At 44.6% G+C, this 24,505-nt stretch carries 22 protein-coding genes; 13 read left to right on the forward strand and 9 right to left on the reverse strand.

Annotated features, from left to right (window positions below):
- The first annotated feature begins 131 nt into the window (after positions 1 to 131).
- Both A3EU_RS32080 and A3EU_RS0127190 read left to right on the forward strand, forming a co-directional pair.
- Complete coding sequence (locus A3EU_RS32080; RefSeq protein WP_020539339.1) at positions 132 to 2,543, forward strand: CotH kinase family protein; 2,412 nt, start codon at positions 132 to 134, stop codon at positions 2,541 to 2,543.
- A 214-nt stretch (positions 2,544 to 2,757) separates the two neighbouring features.
- Positions 2,758 to 5,091 (forward strand): T9SS type B sorting domain-containing protein, encoded by a 2,334-nt coding sequence (locus tag A3EU_RS0127190; RefSeq protein WP_020539340.1) that lies wholly within the window; start codon positions 2,758 to 2,760, stop codon positions 5,089 to 5,091.
- Between the two features lie 148 nt (positions 5,092 to 5,239).
- On the opposite strand, the gene A3EU_RS0127195 is transcribed toward A3EU_RS0127190, so the two are convergent.
- A complete protein-coding gene (locus tag A3EU_RS0127195) occupies positions 5,240 to 5,797 on the reverse strand; it encodes a hypothetical protein (protein ID WP_156825925.1) in 558 nt (185 codons plus the stop codon).
- Positions 5,798 to 5,896: 99 nt separating this feature from the next.
- Positions 5,897 to 7,105 (reverse strand): fibronectin type III domain-containing protein, encoded by a 1,209-nt coding sequence (locus A3EU_RS0127200; protein ID WP_020539342.1) that lies wholly within the window; start codon positions 7,103 to 7,105, stop codon positions 5,897 to 5,899.
- A gap of 114 nt (positions 7,106 to 7,219) precedes the next feature.
- Here A3EU_RS0127200 and A3EU_RS0127205 point away from each other — a divergent pair, with 114 nt between their 5' ends.
- On the forward strand, positions 7,220 to 8,464 hold the full coding sequence (locus A3EU_RS0127205) for a cation:proton antiporter (protein WP_020539343.1): 1,245 nt from the start codon (positions 7,220 to 7,222) through the stop codon (positions 8,462 to 8,464).
- 296 nt (positions 8,465 to 8,760) lie between these two features.
- Here A3EU_RS0127205 and miaA read toward each other — a convergent pair whose 3' ends face one another.
- Together miaA and A3EU_RS0127215 are read right to left on the reverse strand one after the other, a co-directional pair.
- Positions 8,761 to 10,053 (reverse strand): tRNA (adenosine(37)-N6)-dimethylallyltransferase MiaA, encoded by a 1,293-nt coding sequence (gene miaA, locus A3EU_RS32085; RefSeq protein WP_020539344.1) that lies wholly within the window; start codon positions 10,051 to 10,053, stop codon positions 8,761 to 8,763.
- A gap of 1 nt (position 10,054) precedes the next feature.
- On the reverse strand, positions 10,055 to 10,840 hold the full coding sequence (locus tag A3EU_RS0127215) for a hypothetical protein (protein WP_020539345.1): 786 nt from the start codon (positions 10,838 to 10,840) through the stop codon (positions 10,055 to 10,057).
- Positions 10,841 to 11,212: 372 nt separating this feature from the next.
- Between A3EU_RS0127215 and A3EU_RS0127225 the strand changes: the two genes are divergently transcribed.
- The 3 genes from A3EU_RS0127225 to A3EU_RS32090 all read left to right on the forward strand — a co-directional run bounded on the left by A3EU_RS0127225 (position 11,213) and on the right by A3EU_RS32090 (position 13,398).
- Positions 11,213 to 12,502: a 1-acyl-sn-glycerol-3-phosphate acyltransferase gene (locus A3EU_RS0127225; protein WP_020539347.1), complete on the forward strand. Its 1,290-nt coding sequence runs from the start codon at positions 11,213 to 11,215 to the stop codon at positions 12,500 to 12,502.
- A gap of 360 nt (positions 12,503 to 12,862) precedes the next feature.
- Positions 12,863 to 13,105, forward strand: a complete 243-nt coding sequence (locus A3EU_RS0127230; protein WP_020539348.1) for a hypothetical protein — start codon at positions 12,863 to 12,865, stop codon at positions 13,103 to 13,105.
- Complete coding sequence (locus A3EU_RS32090; RefSeq protein WP_020539349.1) at positions 13,102 to 13,398, forward strand: type II toxin-antitoxin system RelE/ParE family toxin; 297 nt, start codon at positions 13,102 to 13,104, stop codon at positions 13,396 to 13,398. Before A3EU_RS0127230 ends, A3EU_RS32090 begins: the two co-directional genes overlap by 4 nt.
- A 147-nt stretch (positions 13,399 to 13,545) precedes the next feature.
- Here the strand turns inward: A3EU_RS32090 and A3EU_RS33370 are convergent, their stop codons facing one another.
- On the reverse strand, positions 13,546 to 14,421 hold the full coding sequence (locus A3EU_RS33370) for a class I SAM-dependent methyltransferase (RefSeq protein ID WP_052331344.1): 876 nt from the start codon (positions 14,419 to 14,421) through the stop codon (positions 13,546 to 13,548).
- 5 nt (positions 14,422 to 14,426) lie between these two features.
- Positions 14,427 to 14,636: a hypothetical protein gene (locus A3EU_RS0127245; RefSeq protein ID WP_020539351.1), complete on the reverse strand. Its 210-nt coding sequence runs from the start codon at positions 14,634 to 14,636 to the stop codon at positions 14,427 to 14,429.
- A gap of 64 nt (positions 14,637 to 14,700) precedes the next feature.
- On the opposite strand from A3EU_RS0127245, the gene A3EU_RS0127250 reads away from it, so the two are divergent.
- Positions 14,701 to 16,137, forward strand: coding sequence for a Do family serine endopeptidase (locus A3EU_RS0127250; RefSeq protein ID WP_020539352.1), 1,437 nt, complete (start codon positions 14,701 to 14,703; stop codon positions 16,135 to 16,137).
- 79 nt (positions 16,138 to 16,216) lie between these two features.
- Positions 16,217 to 17,851, forward strand: a complete 1,635-nt coding sequence (locus A3EU_RS0127255; RefSeq protein ID WP_020539353.1) for an acyl-CoA carboxylase subunit beta — start codon at positions 16,217 to 16,219, stop codon at positions 17,849 to 17,851.
- Between the two features lie 176 nt (positions 17,852 to 18,027).
- Here A3EU_RS0127255 and A3EU_RS0127265 read toward each other — a convergent pair whose 3' ends face one another.
- The gene (locus A3EU_RS0127265; RefSeq protein WP_044087239.1) at positions 18,028 to 18,687 is read right to left on the reverse strand and encodes a TetR/AcrR family transcriptional regulator; all 660 of its coding nucleotides are present in this window, start codon (positions 18,685 to 18,687) and stop codon (positions 18,028 to 18,030) included.
- Between the two features lie 78 nt (positions 18,688 to 18,765).
- Here A3EU_RS0127265 and A3EU_RS0127270 point away from each other — a divergent pair, with 78 nt between their 5' ends.
- Genes A3EU_RS0127270 through A3EU_RS0127280 form a run of 3 tightly spaced genes read left to right on the forward strand, consistent with a single transcriptional unit; the run spans position 18,766 to position 19,616 of the window.
- Positions 18,766 to 19,002, forward strand: a complete 237-nt coding sequence (locus tag A3EU_RS0127270; RefSeq protein ID WP_020539356.1) for a hypothetical protein — start codon at positions 18,766 to 18,768, stop codon at positions 19,000 to 19,002.
- Positions 18,999 to 19,367: a hypothetical protein gene (locus A3EU_RS0127275; RefSeq protein WP_020539357.1), complete on the forward strand. Its 369-nt coding sequence runs from the start codon at positions 18,999 to 19,001 to the stop codon at positions 19,365 to 19,367. Before A3EU_RS0127270 ends, A3EU_RS0127275 begins: the two co-directional genes overlap by 4 nt.
- A gap of 9 nt (positions 19,368 to 19,376) precedes the next feature.
- Complete coding sequence (locus tag A3EU_RS0127280) at positions 19,377 to 19,616, forward strand: hypothetical protein (RefSeq protein WP_020539358.1); 240 nt, start codon at positions 19,377 to 19,379, stop codon at positions 19,614 to 19,616.
- 186 nt (positions 19,617 to 19,802) lie between these two features.
- Here the strand turns inward: A3EU_RS0127280 and A3EU_RS0127285 are convergent, their stop codons facing one another.
- Complete coding sequence (locus tag A3EU_RS0127285; RefSeq protein WP_020539359.1) at positions 19,803 to 20,171, reverse strand: hypothetical protein; 369 nt, start codon at positions 20,169 to 20,171, stop codon at positions 19,803 to 19,805.
- Positions 20,172 to 20,229: 58 nt separating this feature from the next.
- Positions 20,230 to 21,597, reverse strand: a complete 1,368-nt coding sequence (gene nhaD, locus A3EU_RS0127290) for a sodium:proton antiporter NhaD (protein WP_020539360.1) — start codon at positions 21,595 to 21,597, stop codon at positions 20,230 to 20,232.
- Positions 21,598 to 21,947: 350 nt separating this feature from the next.
- Here nhaD and dusB point away from each other — a divergent pair, with 350 nt between their 5' ends.
- Positions 21,948 to 22,949 carry a tRNA dihydrouridine synthase DusB gene (gene dusB / locus A3EU_RS0127300; RefSeq protein WP_020539362.1) on the forward strand — a complete coding sequence of 334 codons (1,002 nt, stop codon included), beginning with the start codon at positions 21,948 to 21,950 and terminating at the stop codon, positions 22,947 to 22,949.
- Between the two features lie 92 nt (positions 22,950 to 23,041).
- Positions 23,042 to 24,466, forward strand: coding sequence for a CCA tRNA nucleotidyltransferase (locus A3EU_RS0127305; protein WP_020539363.1), 1,425 nt, complete (start codon positions 23,042 to 23,044; stop codon positions 24,464 to 24,466).
- Positions 24,467 to 24,505 lie beyond the last annotated feature (39 nt).

Raw genomic sequence — 24,505 nt, forward strand, 5'->3', positions numbered from 1 at the left:
TTAGAATGTCTTTATGACAAAGCATGCTTTGTCAAGCATATTATCCCCTTACTAAATGACGGGTATAAGTGATTTCAACAAATGAACTGGTCTGCTATAAACTATCTCATTTTAATAAAAAACAACGCGACATGAAAAGAATGATTACTGATTCCAAGCTGCTAACAATGCCTTTACGAATATCAGCCAAGGCATTTTTTCTGTCCATCCTGGCTTTTTGTACTATTCTAAAATCAAACGCCCAAGATTTGCCAGACGAATGGGCCATCTCCCCTGATGGACGAATGCTGACCGTAGGCGGCCAGAATGATGAAGGGTTTTATAATCAATATGAAATTCACGACGTTCAGCTTGAATTCCCTCAGACGAATTGGTGGGCACTCCTTGAGGACAATTACGATTCAGGAACCGATATTTTAGCCACCTGCTGGATCAATGGCGTTCAATACGATAGCGTAGGAGTACGCTTTAAAGGAGCTACCTCCTATTTCCAGAATAACACAGAGAAAAAGTCTTTCAATATCACCCTCGATTATCTTATCGACGGGCAAGATATTGAAGGCTACAATACCTTCAACCTTAATTGCGGCTGGCAGGACAATTCTTCCATGAGAGAAGTACTGTACAACAACATCGGCCAAAATTATTACATGGGTTTGAAATCGAATTACGTCAACCTAACGCTCAATGGAGAAAACTGGGGACCGTATCAAAGTGTCCAGCAATTCGATTCAGACTATATCAAAGAGTGGTACCTAAGTAATGACGGCACCATCTGGAGAGCAGAAAGAACATCTGGTGGTGGGCCCGGTGGACCTGGTGGTGGTGGAATGTTTGGTGTAGGAAGGTCTACCCTCAATTACAATGGCCCAGACAGTACGGACTATAATACCGACTATACCCTCAAACGGACGGAACAAGTTGACCCTTGGGCTGGTTTAATTGCCGCCTGTGACGTGCTCAACAATGAACCTTTGGCGACTTTAGAAGAAGAACTTAATGAGGTACTTGATATAGACAAAGCTTGCTGGTTCTTAGCTCACGAAAACGTATTTGCAGATGATGATAGCTATATCAATAAAGGTGGCAGCGACTATTATGTGTACTACGAAGCAGAGACCGGTAGAATTGTGCCCATGGAATACGATGGCAACAGTGTGCTGCTGGGGAACAACCACTTAAACTGGGACCTCTTTTATCATCAAAACAATAATAATTTCCCGCTTTTGAATCGCATGTTGACGATCCGACAACGTTATTTAGCTCACGTCAGAGTCATTCTTGAAGACTATTTCAATGCGAGTTATGCCAATCCAAAGATCGATTCCTGGGTAGATATGATCGATGCTTCTGTACAAGCAGATCCAAAGAAATTCTACTCCTATAATCAATTTCAAAATGCTACTATTACCTTGAAGCAGGCTATCGTTACTCGCAGAAATGTGATCATGAATAACGCTGAGATGAACAATGTAGCGTCGCTGAATGTGAGCGACGTTTCCTATACCGTAAACGGTGAGCAGTGGCTATCTCCGACCTCATCAGATGAAGTGAATGTGATTACGCAAGTTGATGGCACAGTTGGTGTTGCTGCTGTTTGGCTTTATTACGGCGAAGGGTTCACAGGGCCATTTTCTAAAACAGAGATGTACGATGATGGCTTGCACAACGATGGTGCTGCGCTTGATGGACAGTTTGGCGCTGCTATACCACCTTCGACTTCAGGGTCCTATGTGCGCTACTATATTGAAGCAATAGCTGACAACTCCGCAGCTACTGCAACTTACGAACCCAAAGGTGCAGAGCATGATGTATTCCTCTATCAAGTCCAGGTACAAACAGCCGCAGGTGAGTCTGTAGTTATCAATGAGCTCATGGCCGACAATGAGGCCGCCGTAACAGACGCTTTTGGGAAATTTGATGACTGGATAGAACTATACAATGTCACAAGCACTTCAGTGGACCTCAGTGGTTGGACGATGACTGATGACGTTAATGAATTGGGGAAATTCGAGATTCCTTCAGGAACGGTACTGGAACCAGATTCGTATTTGGTCATTTGGGCCGACGAAGATGAAGAGCAGGGACCACTTCACGCGAATTTCAAATTATCCGCAAGTGGAGAAAGCCTCTACCTACATAACGCTGCTCAAGAATTGGTAGATGTAGTCGAATGGGCACTTGCCACGGAAGACCTCAGTTATGCCCGAATACCTAATGGTACTGGCTCTTTTGTAGACCATCAGCAGACCATTGGTGGAAACAATGAAATGATCAGCGATATTTCAGAAGCAACGCAAGCTTTAGAAATCTACGTTTATCCCAACCCTACTTCTGACTATGTTACACTTACTGTCGGAGATCCTAACCTGGACATTTCCAATTTACAAGTTGTGAATTTACTAGGAGAGGTGGTCTATTCTAAAACCGAAGATTTATCCTTAAGCACCACCATTCTTATCGACAACTTCACTCCTGGTTTGTACTTCATTCGGCTTGAAGTGGAAGGTGTAATGATTACGAAAAAAATCATCAAAAAGTAAACTGGATTTTACGCCCTCAAAGGGCATCAATCAGCTTGGGCGATCTCCAGGGTCTTGTTCTATTCAAGGCCCTGGAGATAGACTATGTCGCATACCTGATAAAGTCAAGTAAGAGCTGGTTTGTAAGAACTGTTTATTCATAAACCTTCTTACATTTGTCGCCACCTCCTAACCACCTATTCCGAGAATAAATTACTGAGCAACTTCAAGAATAATGCAGCGATTTCTATTTACTACCGTCCTCTTTCTTTTGTACCAAATGAGTTACGCTCAGCCTGACCCTTGTGGAGCAGACCCAGCAATGACACCTACCTGCTTGGAGGCTTGTGTGATTTGTGATATTGATGGGTTTACCGGAAGAAATACTTCAACAATTTCGGGACAAGGTTTTTCTGGTTTTTGTACTACCCAATACAACAGAATGGCATACATCGCCTTTATTGCTGGTACAGAAGACCTGGAAATTGAATTTTCGGTATCCAACTGTACCATCAACTGGGGATTAGAAGTAGGAATCTTTGAAAGCTTTGATTGTGAGACTTTTAGTCCTGTAACAGTTTGCGATACGGACGTGGAGCCTAATACGACCATCACCCTGAGTAACACCGTACCATTGGTGGTTGGGCAACATTATTACCTCGTAATGGATGGTTCCAATAACGATGAGTGTGATTGGACTTTCAGTGTCGTTAGCGGAAGCACTGCCGTAGGCAACCTGACCACATCAGGCGTAATCAGTGGAAACAGATCAACCTGCCCTGACCTGCCTACGAGCTATTCCACTACAGGCGATGTCGGCGCCGCACTTTTTTATTGGACCGTAGATGGCACACCCCAGGCTGCAACCACTTCAACCTTAGATTTGACCTTCCCAGCGGATGGTACCTACGAATTGTGTGTGACAGCCGCCAACGTTTGTGACGAAGCGCCTCCCACCTGTACCACCATCGAAGTAACTACGCCAGAAACATTGTTTTTAGTAGAAACCATCTGTGACAATGATTGCTACGACGTGGCTGGACAAACGATTTGTGAATCTGGAAATTATGATTTTGTAGTCACGCTCCCTAATGGTTGTGATAGCTTGATTTTTCTTGACCTAACTGTTTTACCACAGGCACAAGAAGTAGTAGATATAAACCTTTGCGTAGGAGAAGAATTCTTTATTGGGCCAACCCCCTATTCTACTACGGGTATTTTTGTGGACACCATTCAAACCGCGGCATCGTGTGACAGCATTGTTACCCTCGATTTATTTATGGTTGAGTGTGAAATTATTGGTTCTACTGACTTTGTTTCTCCAATTTGTAATGGTGACGCCAATGGGTTTCTAATTTTCTCTGTTGAAAACGGAACACCACCTTTTACTTATGTCTGGGAGCATATTACCAACACCACCATTGGTGGTACCGGCAGTACGCTCTTGTTTGCCAACAACCAAATTCCAAACGTTCCTGCTGGCATCTATGAAATCAACATTATGGATGATTTTGGAAACAACGTGGTCCTTTTTCAGGAGGTCACCGAGCCTTCGGTGCTGAGAGTGACAGCCGACGCCATTGACATTGATGGCTTTGACCTGAGCTGTAATGGTGGCATGGACGGTACTGCCTTAGCCACAGGCACCGGCGGCGTACTCCCCTACTCTTTTACTTGGAGTGACCTGCAAACAGGCAACCAAGCCAATAATCTTTCTGCTGGCCTTTACAGTATCAGCATTACTGATGCCAATGGATGTGTACAGAGCAACAGTATCACCTTGACCGAACCTACGCCTATTCAATTCATCGTTGACTATATCGACCCAAACTGTGATGGTTTTGAAACGGGCATCATTCAGCTGGATTCCGTTTGGGGCGGAACAGCACCTTACATTTTTGCGCTGGACAATAGTTCATTTAGCGCTACGACCTCCTACCAAAATTTAGGCGAAGGAACTTATAACTTTATTATAAGAGACGACAATGACTGCGAGAGGGATACCTCTGGTAGCTTATTTACACCAGATATTCCAATCCTCTTTATGGGCGAAGACCTGGTCGTTGATTTAGGCTGTGACGTTTTAATCCCCGTACAAACCAACAACACCAATCTTGTAGATATCCAGTGGACCAGCTTTGACAACACCTTGAGTTGCGACACTTGTCTTCGGCCTTATGCCAACCCAGTAAATGATGCCCCTTATTTATTATCGGTCACCTCAATAGACGATTGTACGACAAGTGATTCTATCAATGTCTTTGTCAATAAAGTTCGTGATGTATTTATTCCAAACATCTTTTCGCCGAACAACGATGGAGTGAATGACAACTTCTTTATCAATGCCAACAAGTCTGTTTCACTGATCAGAAACATGAGGGTATTTAATCGTTGGGGCGCTGTTGTTTTTGAAAGAGCTGATCTACTCCCAAATGACAGCAGTGGCGGCTGGAACGGCCTCTTCAAGGGAGAAATAGCGAACCCCGGCGTCTATGTATGGACCGCTGAGATTGAATACCTAGATGGTGAGGTAATACAGCTTTCCGGGGATATTATGTTGGTGCTGTAAGCACGTAACTTTCTCTTTGATGCAAAACATCAACTCCCCAAAGGCTTTTTATTCAAAAATGGAGCGTTTGGGAATGTGAGGCTGGTGAATTCTGCTGGTACCCCCAAACCTTTTTTACCCCAAGTAATAGTGTACCCCAAAACCCTTATTACCTGACATCAACACTTTCAATCACCTTCCACCCCAGCAAACCAACCCTTGTCTCCAGCTTAAAATCATCCGTCTCGTAATTGAAATCAGGTAGTAGATGAGCGTGCACCTGAAATACATTCGTTATCCTTCCATCGGTCAATGAAATTTGTAGTCTTTCTTTCCGACTTTTCCGATGGCTTTGGTACCTGGTCACGTCTAATACTTCGTAGGACGCTACTTGGGTTTCTTGGTGACGAAAAAGATGATTAGCTCCTAAAGCTATAGAATATAGATAACCACCAAAAGCCATGAAGCTAAAGCCCCCCATTAAAAGTATGATTAGCATTTTTGTCAGCTGTAATTTCATCCCCTTTACACCTTGGTAACTATTGTCTTTATGAAGTTCAAATGCCCGAACGAGATAAAAAAGGCCGATTAGGGTTGGAACACCTAGAAGCAGCCATGTCCAGTACCGGCTTATAAGCGTCATATTATGGAGAAAATAGTAGTTGATAGCATGTGAAATATAGCCGATTGCCACCAGAAAGGTCACACTATATTTGGGTTTAAACATATACATAGACAGATAGATTTAACGTAGCTAAACATTGGATAACAATGATCACTTACACTGGCAAAAGCCAAAATAAGCGATCATTGTTATGGTTTCTTTTTACTGACACACCTGCTCTTCTACAACAAACACATCCATTTTTGCATCGCCAACGAAGTCACCAAAACGTAACTGATCAACAGTATAGCCCGAGTTGGCTAATGATTGCCAAGAACCCTGCGCTTTGTCGGAAGTATACCACCGGCCAGAAGAAGCTATGAATACATCGGTCTTACTATCGCCTACAAAATCACCGAAGCGCAGATCAGTCACCGGGTGCCCAGACGTAGCTTTCGGTTGCCAGCTACCGGCACCCGCATCGGATACGTACCATTGCCCACCATCCGTGATAAAGACATCTGTTTTCACACTGCCGGTAAAGTCACCAAAGCGAAGACGGCTGAGTGGATAACCGGATGAGTTGATCGTCTGCCAAGAGCCCTGCCCAGCGTTAGACACTTGCCACAGACCGCTAATTGAGATGAAGACATCTGTCTTCGTATCGCCCACGAAATCACCGAAACGCAAGTCGGTTAAAGGGTAACCGGAAGCATTAATCGTCTGCCAAGAACCAACTCCCGCATCAGACACCTGCCACTGACCTGCTATTGAAATAAAGACATCAGTCTTCGCATCGCCCACAAAGTCACCAAAGCGCAAGTCGGTACGGGCATAATTGGAGGTATTGATCTTTTGCCAAGGCCCCTGGCCAGCATCAGATACGAACCATTCACCCGCATCAGCCAGAAAGACATCAGTTCGCTGATCGCCAACGAAGTCGCCAAAATAAAAATCGGTCAGCTTATAAGACGAGCTATTGATCGTCTGCCAGCTTTGCAAGCCACCATCCGCTATGCGCCATGCATCCTGAATAGATGCCGTGCGGGTAATCTGCTTAAAGACTTGACGTCCGAAGGAGCCAGTACAGCCGGTTGGGCAACTGCGTACTTCTACTTCGTATTCGCGACCCGAAGCCAGGTTGTCAATGGTATAAAATGTTCCTGATGCCGCAGGTGGGTTGATGATGCGTCCCTGGCGTTGGATGCCATCGAACCACTCCAGGTACAATTCCTGAGGTGGCGTACAAACGCCGTCGTCATCGCAATTGACTAAGACTTCGATGCTATTGCAAGTAATGATACCGAATTCTGCATAACAGCAATCGTCGTCGAATAAGGAAAGACCATCATCATCCTGCGTACAACTCATCCAGCAACAAATACTCAAGAATAATCCGCAAGCATAAAAAAAGGAGAAAGAAGTTTTCATAGTTTCGGTTGTTTATTACCTATTGCGGCCTCCTACGAGTCCTTACCTCTTCTTTTTTATTTTAGGATTTCTTTAACAGAAGGTGTAATTTTAGCGCAGGAACAACTCCATTCTATGAACTATTACATCATCATCTCTGGTTTAATTTTTTTAGCAGCAGTTTTCGGCTACATCAACGTCCGGTTCTTTAAGTTACCTACCACCATCGGCTTAATGCTGATTACCATTCTATACACTTTCGGAGTTTTGGGGCTCAGCTTTTTTGACGACACGCTCCTATTGGCAGAAGCAGAATTGATTCGGCAAATTGACTTCGAAACAGTTCTGATGGACTATATGCTCAGCTTCTTGTTGTTCGCCGGAGCTTTACACACCAATTTCCAGGAGCTCAAAGCACAGCGCTGGCCCATTATCGCCTTTGCAACCATCGGAGTCGTGGTTTCCACCTTTCTTATTGGTACCTCCACCTTTTATTTGATGCAGCTGCTAGGGCTACAAATAGACTATATCTACTGCTTGCTCTTTGGTGCTATTATCTCCCCTACCGATCCAATAGCCGTGTTGGGGATTCTAAAAAAAGCAAATGCGCCAAAGAAATTGGAGATCAAGATTGTAGGAGAATCGCTCTTCAATGACGGCGTTGGGGTGGTCTTGTTTTTGACCCTATTTGCCATTGCATCTACCAGAGGTGAAGCCATCAATCCTATGGAAATTGCCAAGCTGTTCGGCCTCGAAGTATTCGGCGGACTACTCTTGGGCCTCTTTCTCGGGTGGGGTACCTTCAAGTTATTAAAGTCCATCGACGATTTTAGCATCGAAGTCATCATTACTTTGGCAGCAGTAATGGTAGGAACAGTAATCGCTCACGAGCTACACGTATCAGCCCCCTTGGCGATGGTTGCCGCAGGCTTACTCATTGGTCACGACCGGGTACGTGGTTCCGCTATGTCGGAAACAACCGAACTTTATGTTGACAAATTTTGGGAACTCATCGACATCCTACTGAATGCCGTCTTATTCGTACTTATTGGTATGGAAATGTTGATATTGACCTATGAAGTCAGCTATCTACTCGCAGGCTTGATCGCCATCCCTATTATCCTCGCATGTCGCTACGCATCACTCTGGCTCCCCGTCAAGGTTTTCGAGAAGAAGCTGGACTTTGTCCCACACACCACTAAAATCATGACTTGGGGAGGTTTACGGGGCGGTATTTCCATCGCCCTCGCCCTGAGCCTGTCTCCCGAAATGAACAGGGAAATGTTTTTGGTAATGACTTACATCGTAGTGGTGTTCTCTATTTTGGTACAAGGGCTGACGATTGAGAAGGTGATTAACAGGTGCTTACCCAAAGGCTAAAGGCTTAGATTTTGGGGCCATGCCATCTCCCGTCCCCACTAGAAAAGTCGGGACGGGATCGGCACCAGGCTGTCTGGTCGCTATCGCTTCCGCCCATCCTTTGGCCTGCTCTCCCGATGGAAGATCGGGGTCCGCCGAGCTTCAGACCCTGCCTTACGCCCTTGCTCATACCTGTTCTCATTCGGAGGAGGAAAGCCCATCGCCCAAACAACCAGCGCTACTAGAAAAGTAGTTGCTTGTAAGCTAATACGCCCCCAACATAATCAACTCATAGCATTGAGCAGTGTATTTAAAACTCAAAACACCTGCTCACTCCGCTCCCACCGCCAACACTCCTCTCCCGAAAGTTTTTCTTTCAAGGCCCGGGGTAGTGTTTCAGTTTCTGTATTGACCCAACCATTAGCCAACAAAAAATCCACTGACAAATACCCTGCTTGCAAATAAACAACCGCTTTTTCACTCCGATAGCAAGCCTCGTGCAAGAGTAAGGTCTTAGCCAAATGAGAGGCAGCCGCTCCAAACCAGCACTTGATAAAGGCGAAGTCTTTTAAGGCATATAAGTCAGCAACTCCAACAACCTCTTCCTTGTCAATTGATTTCAACCCAAGGCGCTTTTGGTCTTCTCTTTTATTGAGAAAACATGCCTCCTCCTTTGGCAACGCTGTGAGCGCAAGGCCTTCCTGTATTACCAATTGGATATAGGTCAGAGCCGTACGCAAATCACCCTGAGGGACATGCTTCCAATAGCCATCTCTTCGATTCCAGGTCAACTGGCGCTTGGCATAACGTCGGCTGTTTTGCTGGATAAGCGTTATAACCTCCTTCTTGCTAACACTTCCTTCAAAATAAGGCCACCATTCCTGATAACCGACCGTTTGCAATGCCGGAAGCTCGCGCCAGTCCATTAGTTGGCGAACCTCTGCCTCTAAACCTTGCTCCACCATGTGTTCAACCCTCAAGTTGATGCGCTGATACAAGGTCTCACGCGGCCAGGAAGGTTGTAAATAAATGGGAACAAAAGGCTGTTTACGGTCTTTGCCAGCTCTAAACCCGGAGTACTTCTTTCCTGAGGACCAACACACTTCCAGCGCACGTTGCAGGCGAACGGGATTTTGCAAATCCACTTCCTCGTAATAATCAGGATCGGCCTCGGCCAATGCCGTCTGCAAGCCAGCTAAACCTTCTGATTTAAACAGTTTCGCCACCTTCGCTTTGGACGCTGCTGACACTTCAGGAAATTCATCCAAACCCTCTGTCAAAGCACGAATAAAAAGGCCAGAACCACCTACCAACACAGCATAGTCACTGGTTTCATAACACTTCGCTAGAATACCCTGCGCTTCTCGCGCACAAGCGCCCGCACTCAAGCTATCCGTCAGGGGCCGATCTGCGATGAGGTGGTGCTTTATTTCGGCTAATTCCCTCTCCTCCGGGCGAGCATTGCCGATCTTCATCTCTTCATAAAACTGGCGGCTATCGGCTGAAATAATTTCGGTAGAAAAATGCTTAGCTAAAGCAATCGCCAGGCTTGTTTTCCCCGAAGCCGTAGGGCCTCCCACCACCAAAAGGTATTTTTTTTGTACAGACATATCAAGAAGCCTCTTCTGCTTTCAGTTTTTCAAAAAATGCACGTAAGTTTTTTGCTATATCCACCCAGGCACTATTGGCATTATCCCACTGATTAACAAACTTGCCATTAGCTGGTAGACCTTTTATATCATTACTAAACGGAGTGCCATCTACCTCGATTTCTTCTACTCGAATAGGGATGAGTTTACCCGCTGCTAGCGCCTGTTCAGCCAATAGAAAAAGAGGAAAAGTGAGCATATTGGGGCTTACCAGCGACAACACTACCTTGGCGGCATCTACAAGCTGCTCCTGATATTTTGCGGTATCAGTCGCCGCGAGCGGTATATCCTGATGAATATCAATAAATTGGAGCGCTTTATCCCGCAGAGAAAGGAACAGATGTTTTCTCAATTGATCCCAGCTAGCTTGGTCTTCCACAGCGTAAAGAACGAGTATCTGAGGTTTACCATCGTAATCAGGTAATAGGCTCCCCTTGCCCTCACCTGGCGATGCAGCTGTATCCGCCAATTCCTCCCCGATTCGGGCTTTGAGGTCCTTCAGAAATGTGAGCAATTGCTTGGTGATCGTAGAGCGCTCAATACGAAGATCTTCCTCACTCATGAGCGCTTCCATCTGCTGCCGCACTGCGGTATTTAGCCGAGACAACATCTGCATCAGATGCTGATCAGGGTCAGGTAACAAGTTTGATGTCTGCGCAAAATCCAATGCTTTTTTCAAGTCGCCAGCAATGATCTTTTTTTCAACCTGCACGATGTGCTGCAAGCGTTGCTCTAAGGTGTCTTTCATGGGCACAATTTACCGATATCCTCCGAGAATGGGTAAATAATCTCCTTGGAAAGCTTCGGCAAAAAAGAACAGAAGGGGGAGATTTTTGGTACTTTTGTCCAGTTATCTGAAATTAGCTGGACTTTTCAGCAAATGTACGTAGAGGGTACTAAGGCTGCTTCGCATCCTCAGCGTAGAAAGTAGAGAGATAGTAAACAATTAGGAATCAATTCACAACTTCAGTTAAAAGATTCGATGTTGGAAAATTTACAAACCGTATCTACCAGCGTTATTAAAAATCCCTCTACCTTCTACTTCGAGTGGCGATGTAATCGCCGCGCATCCCTTTACAACTTTCGGCATTTTGCCTAACGTCTAGCTTAATCCTTCTCTATGCTATATGCAGCAGTACGCCCACTGGCGACAATAGGTCTCAAATACTACTTCCGGCGCATTGATCTTGCCAATGCTGATCGTATTCCTGAGAACGCAGCAGTCATCATTGCTGCTAACCACCCCACTACCTTTATTGAGCCTTGTATTCTGGCCTGTTTCCTCGAAACGCCACTACATTTTATGGCACGTGGGGATTTTTTCAAGAATAGTATCGCTGCAAAGTTATTGAGAGGTGTACACATCATCCCTGTCTTTCGATTGCGTGATGGTGGCTTTAGTGGCCTAAAAAACAATTACGAATCTTTTGGGAAGGCTTTTCAAGTATTGGCACAGAAGAAAACACTGATGATCCTGGCCGAAGGGCGATGTATTCACGAAAAGCGACTACGCCCCATCAGAAAAGGCACCGCCAGAATTGCCCTTGGAGCACTTGATACAACTGAACTTGATGAAGTCTACATCGTACCCGTAGGCGTGAATTTCACCTACGCTGATCGCCTTCGATCTGATGTGATGATCAACTGCGGCGAACCCATCAAGGCTAGTGTTTACCTCAAGGATTATCAAGAAAACGCTACTCCCGCTATCAATGAGCTGACCGAAGAATTACGGCAGCGACTTAGCGACGAAGTGGTGATCATCGATAAAATTGAAGATGAGCCACTCGTAGAAAATGTATTGAGACTTTATCGCACAGAGCACCCTCAAATCGTCGACAAGTTTCTGCGCCCCACTGAGGAGCAGCTACGGGGAGAAAAGCGTATTTCAACAGCAATCAATGCACTTTCAGATAATGAAAAGCAGTCATTGGCTAGTGATACGCACGATTACTTTAGTCGCCTGGAACGGATGCAAATTGACGATGCAGCCCTCCGTGGCCATTACCGTAAAGAACAAAAACAAACAGGCCGGATTATGTTGGGGCTTCTTCCTACATTACTCCTGTTTATCTGGCACCTTCCGCCTGTGCTATTGGTACAATGGCTCGCCGGTACTAAAATAAAAACCGTGGAATTCTCCGGCCCGGTACGCTGGGCAGGGCTCATGGTTGTTTATCTTATCTATATCCTTTTATGGGTAATTGCTGCCTTAATTGCCGGCAGTTGGTGGCCTGTAGCGATTGCAGGTCTTGGCTTTTTATCCGCTTCCTGGATTATCAAATTCACCGAACGTACCCAACGCTGGTTATTGGCATGGAGGGCTAAGCGCCAAACCGATCACGAACGTAAGTACCTTAAGAAGTTAAGAGCTGGAATTATTGAACAGGTCAGTGTTTTTTGGGAGTAGTACTGAAGCTGCTTTACTTTTACTCTTCTCTATACTAGCTTTTTCTTTGTTAAAAGAAAAGCGAATAGTGAGTTCTCTAAAAGAGAATTATGTAGTCACCGTTCCAAGGGTTGTATCTAATTAAAAACCAGAAGGAAAGTATTTGTCAAAACTGGAGATAGAGTATATGCATCGTAATAAAATATACAGAAATTACTCTCTCCCATTCTATAGATCAATAAAGCTCCCTGAGCTAGGAGATGAATGTATAGTTGCCTACGAATGATATAAGAGCCATATTTAACTCAGCAAAATATCATCCTCTAAAATGAATTATTTAGCCTGATAAAACGTTAACTTTATGGAATTAACATTAGTAAAATGAATGTACAAGCAGAAAAACTGGAACTGATTACTTGGTTAGCCCAACTCCAAGATGTAAATCTGCTGGAAAGACTTAAAGAATTCAGACGGGAAGCAGAAGCAGAAGCTTACGAAGCATCATTAAAGCCGATGACGGTTGATGAGCTGGTAGCACGTGCCGAAGCATCAAATAGAGCCATTGAAGCGGGAGAGTATCAGTCTATAGAAAAAGCTTTGGCAGAACTCGATAGCGAGCTATGAAAGTCAATATCACCAAGCCAGCTCAACGAAGCCTTGGTAAAACAGGCGGATATTACGGCAAAAACAGCCCACACTACAAGAAGCTAAAAAAGGATATTAGACACAAGTCAAAACTCTTAAGTGAGAACCCTGAAATGGGCCAAGAAGAAGATCATCTCAAACACTTGAACCAAGGGCATCGCTATGTACTTGTCGCCAAACTTTACAAAATGATTTACCTGATAGCGGCACCGTTCATTTTTATCACCGATATTTTTGATACCCGGCAAGACCCAGACAAGATGAAACCGTAAAAGCCAACGCTAGCGCAGTAAAGCAGCGTTCGTCAATATCTCCACCAGAAGCATAGCCAAAATGTATCTACTTGATATTCAGTAATAAAAAATCTCTGCGGGCTCTGCGACTCTGCGCGACACACACAATTTTGACACTCTCCCGGCTCATCCCCTCTTTACGACCAGCATCAGCCGAGCCGTTTTGGAAATCAACACATTCGCCATCCGATCAATCAATCGCCAAAGTGAAAAGGGCAAATACTTCAACAAGATATGCGTACGGGCATGCAACAATACTTTATTCATAAAAGTACGGGTCGTTGCACCTGCCCTCAATGGAACGGGCAACAATTCCCTAATCGATGCTTCCGTAAAGGAATGTAAATGCGCGTGATGCGGTGTTGGTTGATTACAATGAATACAAAGGCTGTAAGCCAACTTCTCCGCATGAGGCGTGGTGACCACAAGGACACCTCCGGGTGCAAGCGCAGGAAGCAAACTCGCTAGAAACATCGCAGGGTCTGCCACATGCTCAATGATTTCACTTGCGACAATCAGGTCAAAAGTGTTTTCCTGAAAAGGCAAATGAAAGACATCTGCGACCACACCATAATGACCACTAAAAGGATAGTTGACCACCGCTTTTTCTGGGTTCACGGTGGAAATGTCCATTGAGTAAACCTCTGCCCCCTTATTAGCAAAATGAGCTGCGACCCAAGCCGAACCACAACCTACATCCAGTATCCGGCCTACCTTTATTGGAGCTTGTGCCAGAATCATTTGATGTAAGCGCTCATTCTCATGCACCGCTGCGGGATCTTCCCAAGTAGCGAAATAATCAAAAACTTCCGCATCTTTTTGATAGTGATCCTGGTAATCAAAAGACGGCGACTCCTCGCCATCCTTTTTAGGTAAAAGCCGAACAACTCCTTTATCCAAGACATAAGTAATCGATCCATCTTCCGATGAGAGTATTTCCCCTGACGGGCTCCAGTAAAGGGTATCCCCTGAGTCAGGGGCTTGAAACACAGATTTTGTCATAAGTTCTACTCTCCAAGATTAATCGAATCCGGCTGGATAGGGTCCGTAGGCAGTGGAGCCGACTCCTCCATTCCAAAGGGGACGCCCAGCTTCCAGTGCCGATAAACAGCAATACTCGTAAAGAATAAAATCAAAATGGCGCCGTAAAGTGTTAACTTAGGACCAAAGATATTTCCGATGTAGTCCCCGTCAAAGGGATCTCGTTTTTCAGACATAGTAACTGTGTTGTAGAACTTCTGTTTTCACACAAATTTTGCCTAAATTTCGCAAAATATTTTTATGACGACCCGACAAATTGCTTTTACTATCCTTTGTTCTCTACTGAGTTCATTAGTGGCAGTAGGTTTGTACCGGTGGTTAGTGCCTCAGCAGCAGGTAATTATCAGAGAAAGTGCTGAAGCTCGCTACGCTAGTCAACAAGACTTAATTAATGGTATCCGACCCCGAACTTTTGTTTCAAGTTCGCCCACTAGTTTTACGGAAGCAGCAAACGCGATAACACCAGCAGTGGTTTTTATTCGCTCCTATCAATCCTCCGGCAATAATTTCTTACGCCGTTCTCGACCCGAAACGAGTAGTTCTACCGGATCTGGTGTGATCATTTCAGCGGATGGCTATATAGTCACCAACAACCATGTTGTAGAGGGTGGCCAGCGTTTTGAAGTCACCCTGAGTGACAAACGAGAATATTCAGCAGAAATAATTGGTACTGACCCTTCAACAGATTTGGCCCTCTTGCGCATTGAGGATGAGAATCTACCAAGTATCGAGCTTGGAAATTCCGACAGCCTACTCGTAGGGGAATGGGTATTGGCTGTTGGTAACCCCTTTAATCTTGAAAGCACCGTTACTGCTGGCATCGTAAGTGCCAAAGGACGTAATATCGATATCCTTGATGGTCAGGATCGAATCGAATCCTTCATCCAAACCGACGCAGTAGTTAACCCAGGAAATAGCGGTGGAGCGCTGGTGAACACCAACGGGGAATTAATAGGTATCAATACCGCCATTATCACCCGTTCAGGTGGCTATGAAGGTTATTCTTTTGCCGTTCCCGTCAATCTAGTAGCAAAAATAGTTAAAGACCTCAGGGATTATGGCACCGTACAACGAGGGTTACTAGGAGCCTTTATTACTGAAGTAACGGCTGCTGTTGCGGAAGAAAAAAACCTCCCAGCGGTAGCCGGTGTTCTTATTTCCAGAATTACAGATGATAGCGGTGCCGAAAATGCAGGTCTCGAAGTAGGAGATGTCATCATTGGTATCAATGGTGCTGAAACCCTTACCGTGCCTTCTTTACAGGAAATACTGGGGCAACTTCGACCAGGAGACCAAATTCAGCTAAAATACCTACGCGACGGTCAGGAAAAAGAGGTAAAAATTGTCCTTAAAAATAAACTTAATAGTACTTCTCCCCTTTCATCTCGGGAAGAGCAACTCTTACACCAATTGGGTTTTGAGTTGCGCAACCTAAGCAGGGAAGAACGAAAACGTGTTGGTGCCAACGGCGTAAAAGTGATGAGCATCTTTCGAGATAGTGAAGTGGAGAGTACCAATATGGAACCCGGCTTTATCATCACCTCCATCAATAAGCGTAGTGTCAGTGATCTCAATGATGCCATCCGCCTCCTTAAACGCAGCAGCGGAAAAATCGTGTTAAGTGGTGTTTACGAAAGTTATGAAGGAGAATATTTTTACACCTTTGAGAAGCCCTGATTCTAAGGAACAGCACGAAAATAAAAAGTGATTTTATTTTCTGCGCAATACTAAGTGTCTGTCTTAACCAAACCAAACCATGAGTAAAAAAGATATTGAACGCAATAAGAACGAAGATGAAATGAAATTACTCCTCTCTCGCCGGCAGCACCGGCTTGACAAAATTCATTTGGGAGGAGGAGAGGCAAAGATTGCTAAACTACACAAGAAAGGAAAGATGACCGCCCGGGAGCGCGTCGATTACCTCGTTGATGAAGGAAGCGCTTTTCTCGAAGTAGGAGCATTTGCCGGATATGAAATGTACAAAGAGTACGGTGGCTGCCCCGGAGCCGGTGTTCTCGTTGGTATTGGTTATGTAAGTGGCCGACAATGCATGATCATTGCAAACGATGCAACGGTTAAGGCAGGAGCTTGGTTTCCCATCACTGGCAAGAAAAATCTTAGGGCTCAGGAGATTGCGATGGAAAATCGCCTTCCGATTATTTACCTTGTTGATAGCGCAGGGGTTTTTCTTCCTATGCAAGACGAAATCTTTCCCGACAAAGAGCACTTCGGACGCATTTTCCGCAACAATGCCAAGATCAGTAGCATGGGTATCCCCCAGATTTCTGCCATAATGGGCAGTTGCGTTGCTGGTGGGGCTTACCTGCCCATTATGAGTGACGAAGCACTTATCGTTGAGGGAACAGGCTCTATCTTTCTAGCAGGTCCCTACTTGGTAAAAGCAGCTATCGGAGAAGAAGTAGACAAGGAAACACTTGGAGGAGCTTCAACCCATTGCGAAATCAGTGGCGTAACAGACTATAAATGTCCTGACGATCCCAGCTGTTTAGACACGATCAAAGACCTCGTCAAGCAAATGGGCCACTTCCCTAAAACCGGTTTTGACAGAATTGAATCTGCTCCACCTTTAGGAGAACCTGATGACCTGCTTCGCACGTTTCCTGAAAACAGAACGACGCCCTACGCAACCAAAGAACTCCTTCACCATTTGGTTGACGAAGGAAAACTTACCTACTATAAAGACGATTACGGAAAAACCATTATTTGTGCTTACGCCAGAATTGACGGATGGTCTGTAGGTATTGTCGCTAACAACCGTGAAATTGTACGCTCAGCTAATGGGGAAACCCAGTTTGGGGGAGTCATTTACAGCGATTCTGCTGACAAAGCAGCTCGCTTTATCATGAATTGTAACCAGAAAAAGATCCCCTTGGTCTTTTTACACGATGTCTCTGGTTTCATGGTGGGCTCTCGCTCCGAACACGGCGGCATTATCAAAGACGGTGCTAAAATGGTCAATGCGGTAAGCAATAGTACGGTTCCNAAATTCTCCATCGTCATGGGCAACAGCTATGGCGCAGGCAACTATGCCATGTGTGGCAAAGCTTATGATCCGCGCCTGATTGTAGCATGGCCCACTGCTAAAATAGCCGTTATGGGAGGTGCCCAAGCAGCAAAAACACTCCTACAAATTCAGGTGGCCAGCCGAAAAGCTAAAGGTGAAAAAGTCAGTGCCACCGAGGAGAAGGAATTATTAGAGAAAATCCAGAATCGTTACGATGAGCAGACAACCCCCTATTACGCTGCTTCACGCCTATGGGTAGATGCTATCATTGATCCGCGCGAAACACGCACCTGGATCAGCGAAGGCATAAAAGCCGCAGATATGGCTCCAATTGAACAATTTAATCCGGGAGTTATCCAGACGTAGTCCCTCCAAAATAAAAGACCTCCGTAAATGGACAAGACTGCCGTCAGAGATTGGCTCAAAAAAATTGGTGTCGCTGGTTTTCTCTTTTTCTTAATTAAGGGCCTGGCTTGGATTGCTGTCTTTATGGGCTTAATCAAGTGCACTTGATTCGGTGTTGATTAATTTTAGCCTCGCATTTACTCCGGATAACCAGAAAAATTACCGTCGTAATGCTTTTCCATAATTTCGCCATACTGCGACCTTCCTTTATCCGTAAGGTATGGAAGCATCATGCTCATCTGTAGGCGAGCATAAAATGGGATCACCCTTTCATCTGGTTGATCAAAATGAATATAAGCATCAGGTAACCATGCATTGGAGAAAATAAGGCTTTGAAAAATCATCTCCAACTGAGTTGAATCACTCACTTCTTTCTTTAAATAACCTTCCATTATTAATACATGCAGGAACATTTTAAACTGTTCCTGCCTTGACCTAATTAAATGCCTGTAGTGATGCTTCACCGACTCCACCCGTCGAGCAATCGTAGCAAACTCCAACAGAACAAATCGGTAGGCAAACATTTTACCTTGATTACGAACCAACTGATCGTAGAGTAAATGTAAATCCAGCGGTCGATTATTCAGCTCAAAAATGGTTTCATCAATGGCGTGTACCAAATCCAGGTAAAGCTCGTAGATGATAAAGTCAGTGTTTTTGTAATGATAAGTAAGGTTACCGGGGCTCATCGCCAGGGCATCTGCAATACTCCTTATCGTCACCTGCTCTACCCCACTTTCGTTGAGCTGCTTCAATGCCTCTGTTCTAATTCTTGTTTTAGTATCCTTTTTTTTCATTTTATCAATTAGTACACTTGACCTAATGACACAAAGTTAGTACATTTGTACTAATTCTTAATCACCCTACTGACTAACATGAAAATCAAATCCACAAAGGCCCAGGATGAGGCCCCTAATGCCGTAGATAAATTCGTGGGCATAACCCAAACCTCCTACCGCAGTTTTCAAGATTATGTAAAATTCCGGGAAGATGATCCCTTATGGATGCTTACCTACAAGATAGGATTGCAATTTTTGGGATTCCTACTCATGCTCTTACTCTCTCCTTTTCTAATTTTGGGACTAACGATTGCAATTGCTGCAGTTTTATGAAAAGGGACAAAGGCTATTTTACAAGTATCATAATCATTGGATCCCTGGCACTTTGCCATCAATACCTTCAGAAACAGCTAAATATACAATTACCTTGGCTGCATGCCTACCTGGATGATATACTCTGTATGCCACTATTCTTAGCCATTTGGCGCTGGGAAAAACAGCTGCTTTGGGAAACAGATCGATTGAGAAAAACAGAAATAATATTCTTTACCTGTTTTATCTTTATACTTTTTGAAGGGGTACTTCCTCGTTTTTCTATGGCCTATACGGCCGACTGGAAAGATGGCTTAGCTTATATTTGCGGAAGTAGCCTATTTTGGATACTACAACCTCAATATCCAATTACAGCAAACACATAAGATTAGCCTATGGACAAGAAAGCCCTCAAACTGGCCGTCATTCAGAAATTAACGTCCTGCGAAGACGAGCAACTACTCCGGACGATTTGGAAAATGCTTGAGGAGTTTTCTAACGCTAACTCCTCCGCCGTTTCTGATTCTATGATAGAAGCATTACTGAACCCTGAAAAAACAGCTCCTGCCCAACCAGTGACGGATCAGGATATTGCCGATATTCAACAATCTATTGATGAGATTTTTGGAACTTGATCTATTTAGTATTGCGCAGAAAATAAAACACGATTTTTTATAAGACTTTCAAATAGTTAACCCGCTTAAAATGAACAGCTTGATTAACTATTATGAAAGTCAAACCACGAAGTAGCCGCGAAGCGAAGCGTGTTTTATTTTCGTGCTGTTCCTTAGAGCTTGTTCGGGAATTTTGCGAACAAGCTCCTACTCTTTCTTGAGTAACATGACCCGTTCCTTGCCCAACTCTTGCATCCGCAATTGCAGGCTATCTGTATTCAGCAATACAATTTCTACCGCCTTCTCGCGAGAAACTTCCTGTGTTGTATCTGTGCTAAACAAATAAGGCCCATCCAACCTATAGGTTCCAGCTTCTTCGTAGTTAAGGGTACTATGAAAATAGTAGCGCCCATTGTTTGTAAACTCAAAGCGGATTCCACTAAGATCGACAGCAAGGCTATCTCCTTCCTCAGTTATTCTAATTGCCTCCCAGTTTCCAGCAAGATCACTCTCGGCGTATGGGTCGCAAGCAAAAAAGAAAAGAGATAGTCCTAGAATAGCAAACGCAATTCTCATAGCTACAGGCTCTAAGTATTATTATTTAATAAGAAATTCCCTAGTTATGGCTCTGCGCTTAGTGCAGGAATTGTGCCAAAAACATGAAAACACCTGCTCCGGCCAAAAAGCCAATAAGTGCCAGCCAAGCAATCTTCTTGAAGTACCAAATGAAATCGATACGCTCCATTCCCATTGCTGCTACACCAGCTGCAGAACCAATGATCAACATAGAGCCACCTGTTCCTGCTGAATAAGCTATAAAGTGCCAAAGCTTCGAGTCTTGTACAAACACATTGAGGTCGTACATTCCCATAGAGGCAGCTACCAGCGGTACATTATCAATAATTGCTGATAAGAAACCAAGGATTATGACAACGGCATCCTGGTTAGGAATCGCTTCCTGAAGGCTTTCCGCTACAGAGCGTAATGCTCCCACATTACCAACAGCAATAGTCTCCAAAGCAGCTACAGCCATAAGGATACCGAGGAAAAAGAGAATTGAGGACATCTCAATCCGGCTCAGGGCCTTATGGGCAGAGAAGGCATCTTTGCGCTCCTCCGTGAAATCTTCTTCCGGGTGAATATATTCCGATACCAACCAAACAACCCCCAAACTTAGCATCATCCCTAAATAAGGAGGAAGATGAGTGATGGTTTTGAAAATTGGTACAAATACAATCATACCCAAACCAAGGAATAGCATGGTTTTACTACTCAATAAGCGATTGTGCTCCGTTTCCTTTGATTCTACAACAGCAATATCTCCCTGAAAAACAGATAACATACTTGCAATCAAGAAAGGGACTACAAAACACACAATAGAAGGAAGTACCAAGTTCATGATCAGGCCACCAGTTGTCACCTGACCGCCAATCCAGAGCATCGTCGTTGTAACATCTCCAATTGGTGACCAAGCACCGCCAGCATTAGCAGCAATGACAACGAGGCCAGCAAACCACAACCTTTCTTTCGGATCATGGATGAGTTTACGCAGCAAGGTCACCAATACGATGGTTGCCGTAAGGTTGTCGATAATTGCCGATAGGATAAAGGCCAGGATACCGATAATCCACAGCAAACGTTTTTTATTCTTCGTCTTTACCCAGTTTTTCAAGATTTCAAACCCTCTGTGCAAGTCGATAATTTCGACAATCGTCATTGCCCCAATTAAGAAGATAAGAATCTCTGCAGTTTTGCCTAGATGGTGAAGAAGTGCATTCTTAAACCCATCAGCGGCTTCTTCTCCATGACCGCCAACCATATTAAAAAGGTGCTCATGGCCATCAACAATAGAGAGATCACCAGCATTGAAGCCGATAGCGGCTAAAGCCCAACATAATGCTCCCATAAGAAGCGCTGGAACTGTTTTATCAAGATGCAAGGGGTGCTCAAAAACAATGGTAAGATAACCAAGGATAAATACCAGAACAATTGCTGTAAGCATGGAGGATTATTTAACTGATAGTGTAGGGAACCAAAATTCTTAAAAACAAGTCATACCGATCTTAAAGCACTTTGGGCTTTTGCCCAAACGACTTTGATCGGTATATCCCGACTGAAGTTTTTGGGCAAAAGTCCAAAGTACTTTGTTGTCAGGATAGCAGCAAGTCGCACTGCTGTTCCTTGCTGTAAAATTAAAGCTTTCCTCGGGCCAGCCAAATGTGTAGGGCGTTTTATTTCGTAGAATGGCAAATTCCATCAAAAGTTTTTGTTTGCGTTGCAATTCAGCCCGTATTTAGGTATTTTTGCGGCTTGCGCATTTTGTCAGCGTTTTAAAATTATTCGATCCGAATCATGGTGAAGATTGGAGATGTTGAGATTGGTGAGTTTCCTTTGTTACTTGCTCCCATGGAGGATGTCAGTGACCCCCCCTTTCGTGCTTTATGCAAAGCGCAAGGGTGCGACATGATGTATACCGAATTCATCTCCGTAGAAGGCTTAATCCGTGACGCAACAAAAAGTGTCCAAAAGTTAGACATCTACGAGGAGGAGCGCCCCATTGGTATTCAAATTTTTGGTGCCAATCTTGACAGCATGGAACGCGCTGCTGAAATTGTAGAAGAAGCTCAACCAGAAGTACTGGACATCAACTTTGGATGCCCTGTTAAAAAAGTTACCTGCAAAGGAGCCGGAGCAGGTATTTTGCAAGACATCCCTAAAATGGTTCGCTTGACGGAAGCCATTGTTAAGCGTACCAAACTTCCCGTTACCGTAAAAACCCGTTTAGGTTGGGACGATAAAACCCAATACATCGAAGAAGTTGCCGAACGCCTCCAGGATATTGGTATCAAAGGCTTGGCGATACACGGCAGAACCCGTAAGCAGATGTATAAAGGAGAAGCCGATTGGACCAAAATTGGCAATATCAAAAACAATCCCCGTATCCACATTCCAATTTTTGGCAATGGTGATATCGATAGCCCTCAAAAGGCTAAAACATATCGGGAACGCTACGGTGTCGATGGAATAATGATTGGTAGAGCTAGTATTGGTTACCCTTGGATCTTCCGGGAAATCAAACACTATTTCGCTACCGGAGAAATCCTTGATCCTCCTACCATTCGCGAGCGTGTAGCTGCCTGCAAACAACATCTACAGCATAGCCTCGACTGGAAAGGGGTCAAATTGGGTGTACTGGAAATGCGCCGCCATTACTCCAATTATTTCCGTGGATATCCCGGAATAAAAGCCTTCCGGCAAATTCTAGTCACCGAGCATGACCCAGCAGTACTGTTCAGCACACTTGATGAAATTGAAAGTATTTATGCCGAGCGTGGAGCAATGGTGACTAACTAGACATGACAAGCAGTTTTAGCTAGCTTCATCCTCAGGCTAGGAAAACTCGACAGACTGTCGAGATGAATTAATTCACAGAAACAAAGGTCAACGTGGTTTTTGATATCCAAAGTAGAGAACGGAAAATTTTTGAGGTCATCAGCGCTGCCGCCAGAGAGCTGAACTTTCCCGCCTATGTTGTGGGAGGTTATGTTCGTGATCGCCTCTTAGCCCGTCCGTCTAAGGACATGGACATCGTCTGCGTTGGGAGCGGCATTGAATTGGCCTTAGCTGTTTCGAAAAAGTTGCATCCAAGGCCTCGGGTTACCACCTATAAACGGTTCGGTACAGCGATGCTCAAACACGAAGGGCTGGAAGTAGAGTTTGTGGGTGCACGCAAAGAAAGCTATCGCTCTGATTCACGCAAACCTACCGTCGAAGAAGGAAGCCTGGAGGATGATCAAAACCGGCGAGACTTTACCATCAATGCTTTAGCGGTAAGCCTTAATGACAACAACTATGGTAACATCATTGATCCCTTTGATGGCCTGGAACACCTGGAGCAAAAACGAATCATCACCCCACTTGAACCGGGAAAGACTTTTTCTGATGACCCGCTGCGCATGATGCGTGCCATCCGCTTCTCTACGCAACTAGGCTTCGATATCGAAGAAAAAACGCTGGAAGCAATCAGTAAATTCCGCAATCGGATCAAGATTATTTCCCAAGAAAGAATCGCTACGGAACTCAACAAAATACTTCAAGCACCAGAACCTAGCATCGGCTTTAAGTTGCTGTTTGACACCGGGTTACTGGAACTTATCTTACCTGAATTAGCAGCCATGCAAGGCGTTGAAATACGCAATGGTATAGGACATAAAGATAACTTTTACCATACCCTGCAGGTTGTCGACCAATTGGCACACAAAAGCAATAACCTTTGGCTCCGCTGGGCTGCCCTGCTTCATGATATTGCCAAGCCTGTCACCAAGCGTTTTGACAAAGAAAATGGCTGGACTTTTCACGGGCATGAAGCCGTAGGCGCAGCTATGGTTCCTCGTATTTTCCGTCGGCTACGTTTGCCAATGGATCAGAAAATGAAGTTTGTCCAAAAGATGGTTCAGCTTCACCAGCGCCCCATCTCCCTCACCAAAGAAGACATTACAGATTCTGCCGTACGGCGTATTCTCTATGAAACCGGAGAAGACATCGATCAGTTGATGATGCTCTGCGAAGCAGATATTACCTCCAAAAATGAAAAGCGCGTACGCCGTTACCTTCAGAACTACGAATATCTACGAAAAAGGCTGCAAGAGGTCGAAGAAAAAGACCATTTACGCAATTGGCAACCTCCTATTAGTGGCGAACTTATTATGGAAACATTTGCCATCCCTCCAAGTCGGGAAGTAGGCATTATCAAAAATGCTATTCGGGAAGCTATTCTGGACGGCGACATTCCCAATGAATACGATGCTGCTTTTGCATTTATGCAAAAAAAAGCCAAGGAATTGGGGATCGCAACACCGGTGGATGAGTAGTTCAAAAAACAAATGCAAGCTCTTAACTACCTAGAAAAG

This window comes from Lewinella cohaerens DSM 23179 (assembly GCF_000379805.1).
In the GTDB taxonomy this organism is placed as follows: domain Bacteria; phylum Bacteroidota; class Bacteroidia; order Chitinophagales; family Saprospiraceae; genus Lewinella; species Lewinella cohaerens.

Excerpts from the sequence above, each read along its gene's own strand:
- A3EU_RS0127225 (WP_020539347.1), top strand. The coding sequence starts at position 11,213 with ATGCTATATGCAGCAGTACGCCCACTGGCGACAATAGGTCTCAAATAC.
- nhaD (WP_020539360.1), bottom strand. The coding sequence starts at position 21,597 with ATGCTTACAGCAATTGTTCTGGTATTTATCCTTGGTTATCTTACCATT.
- A3EU_RS33370 (WP_052331344.1), bottom strand. The coding sequence starts at position 14,421 with ATGACAAAATCTGTGTTTCAAGCCCCTGACTCAGGGGATACCCTTTAC.
- dusB (WP_020539362.1), top strand. The coding sequence starts at position 21,948 with ATGGTGAAGATTGGAGATGTTGAGATTGGTGAGTTTCCTTTGTTACTT.
- A3EU_RS0127195 (WP_156825925.1), bottom strand. The coding sequence starts at position 5,797 with ATGTTTAAACCCAAATATAGTGTGACCTTTCTGGTGGCAATCGGCTAT.
- A3EU_RS32090 (WP_020539349.1), top strand. The coding sequence starts at position 13,102 with ATGAAAGTCAATATCACCAAGCCAGCTCAACGAAGCCTTGGTAAAACA.
- A3EU_RS0127280 (WP_020539358.1), top strand. The coding sequence starts at position 19,377 with ATGGACAAGAAAGCCCTCAAACTGGCCGTCATTCAGAAATTAACGTCC.
- A3EU_RS0127270 (WP_020539356.1), top strand. The coding sequence starts at position 18,766 with ATGAAAATCAAATCCACAAAGGCCCAGGATGAGGCCCCTAATGCCGTA.
- A3EU_RS0127265 (WP_044087239.1), bottom strand. The coding sequence starts at position 18,687 with ATGAAAAAAAAGGATACTAAAACAAGAATTAGAACAGAGGCATTGAAG.
- A3EU_RS0127245 (WP_020539351.1), bottom strand. The coding sequence starts at position 14,636 with ATGTCTGAAAAACGAGATCCCTTTGACGGGGACTACATCGGAAATATC.
- A3EU_RS0127230 (WP_020539348.1), top strand. The coding sequence starts at position 12,863 with ATGAATGTACAAGCAGAAAAACTGGAACTGATTACTTGGTTAGCCCAA.
- miaA (WP_020539344.1), bottom strand. The coding sequence starts at position 10,053 with ATGTCTGTACAAAAAAAATACCTTTTGGTGGTGGGAGGCCCTACGGCT.
- A3EU_RS0127200 (WP_020539342.1), bottom strand. The coding sequence starts at position 7,105 with ATGAAAACTTCTTTCTCCTTTTTTTATGCTTGCGGATTATTCTTGAGT.
- A3EU_RS0127205 (WP_020539343.1), top strand. The coding sequence starts at position 7,220 with ATGAACTATTACATCATCATCTCTGGTTTAATTTTTTTAGCAGCAGTT.
- A3EU_RS0127285 (WP_020539359.1), bottom strand. The coding sequence starts at position 20,171 with ATGAGAATTGCGTTTGCTATTCTAGGACTATCTCTTTTCTTTTTTGCT.
- A3EU_RS0127275 (WP_020539357.1), top strand. The coding sequence starts at position 18,999 with ATGAAAAGGGACAAAGGCTATTTTACAAGTATCATAATCATTGGATCC.
- A3EU_RS0127190 (WP_020539340.1), top strand. The coding sequence starts at position 2,758 with ATGCAGCGATTTCTATTTACTACCGTCCTCTTTCTTTTGTACCAAATG.
- A3EU_RS32080 (WP_020539339.1), top strand. The coding sequence starts at position 132 with ATGAAAAGAATGATTACTGATTCCAAGCTGCTAACAATGCCTTTACGA.
- A3EU_RS0127250 (WP_020539352.1), top strand. The coding sequence starts at position 14,701 with ATGACGACCCGACAAATTGCTTTTACTATCCTTTGTTCTCTACTGAGT.
- A3EU_RS0127215 (WP_020539345.1), bottom strand. The coding sequence starts at position 10,840 with ATGAAAGACACCTTAGAGCAACGCTTGCAGCACATCGTGCAGGTTGAA.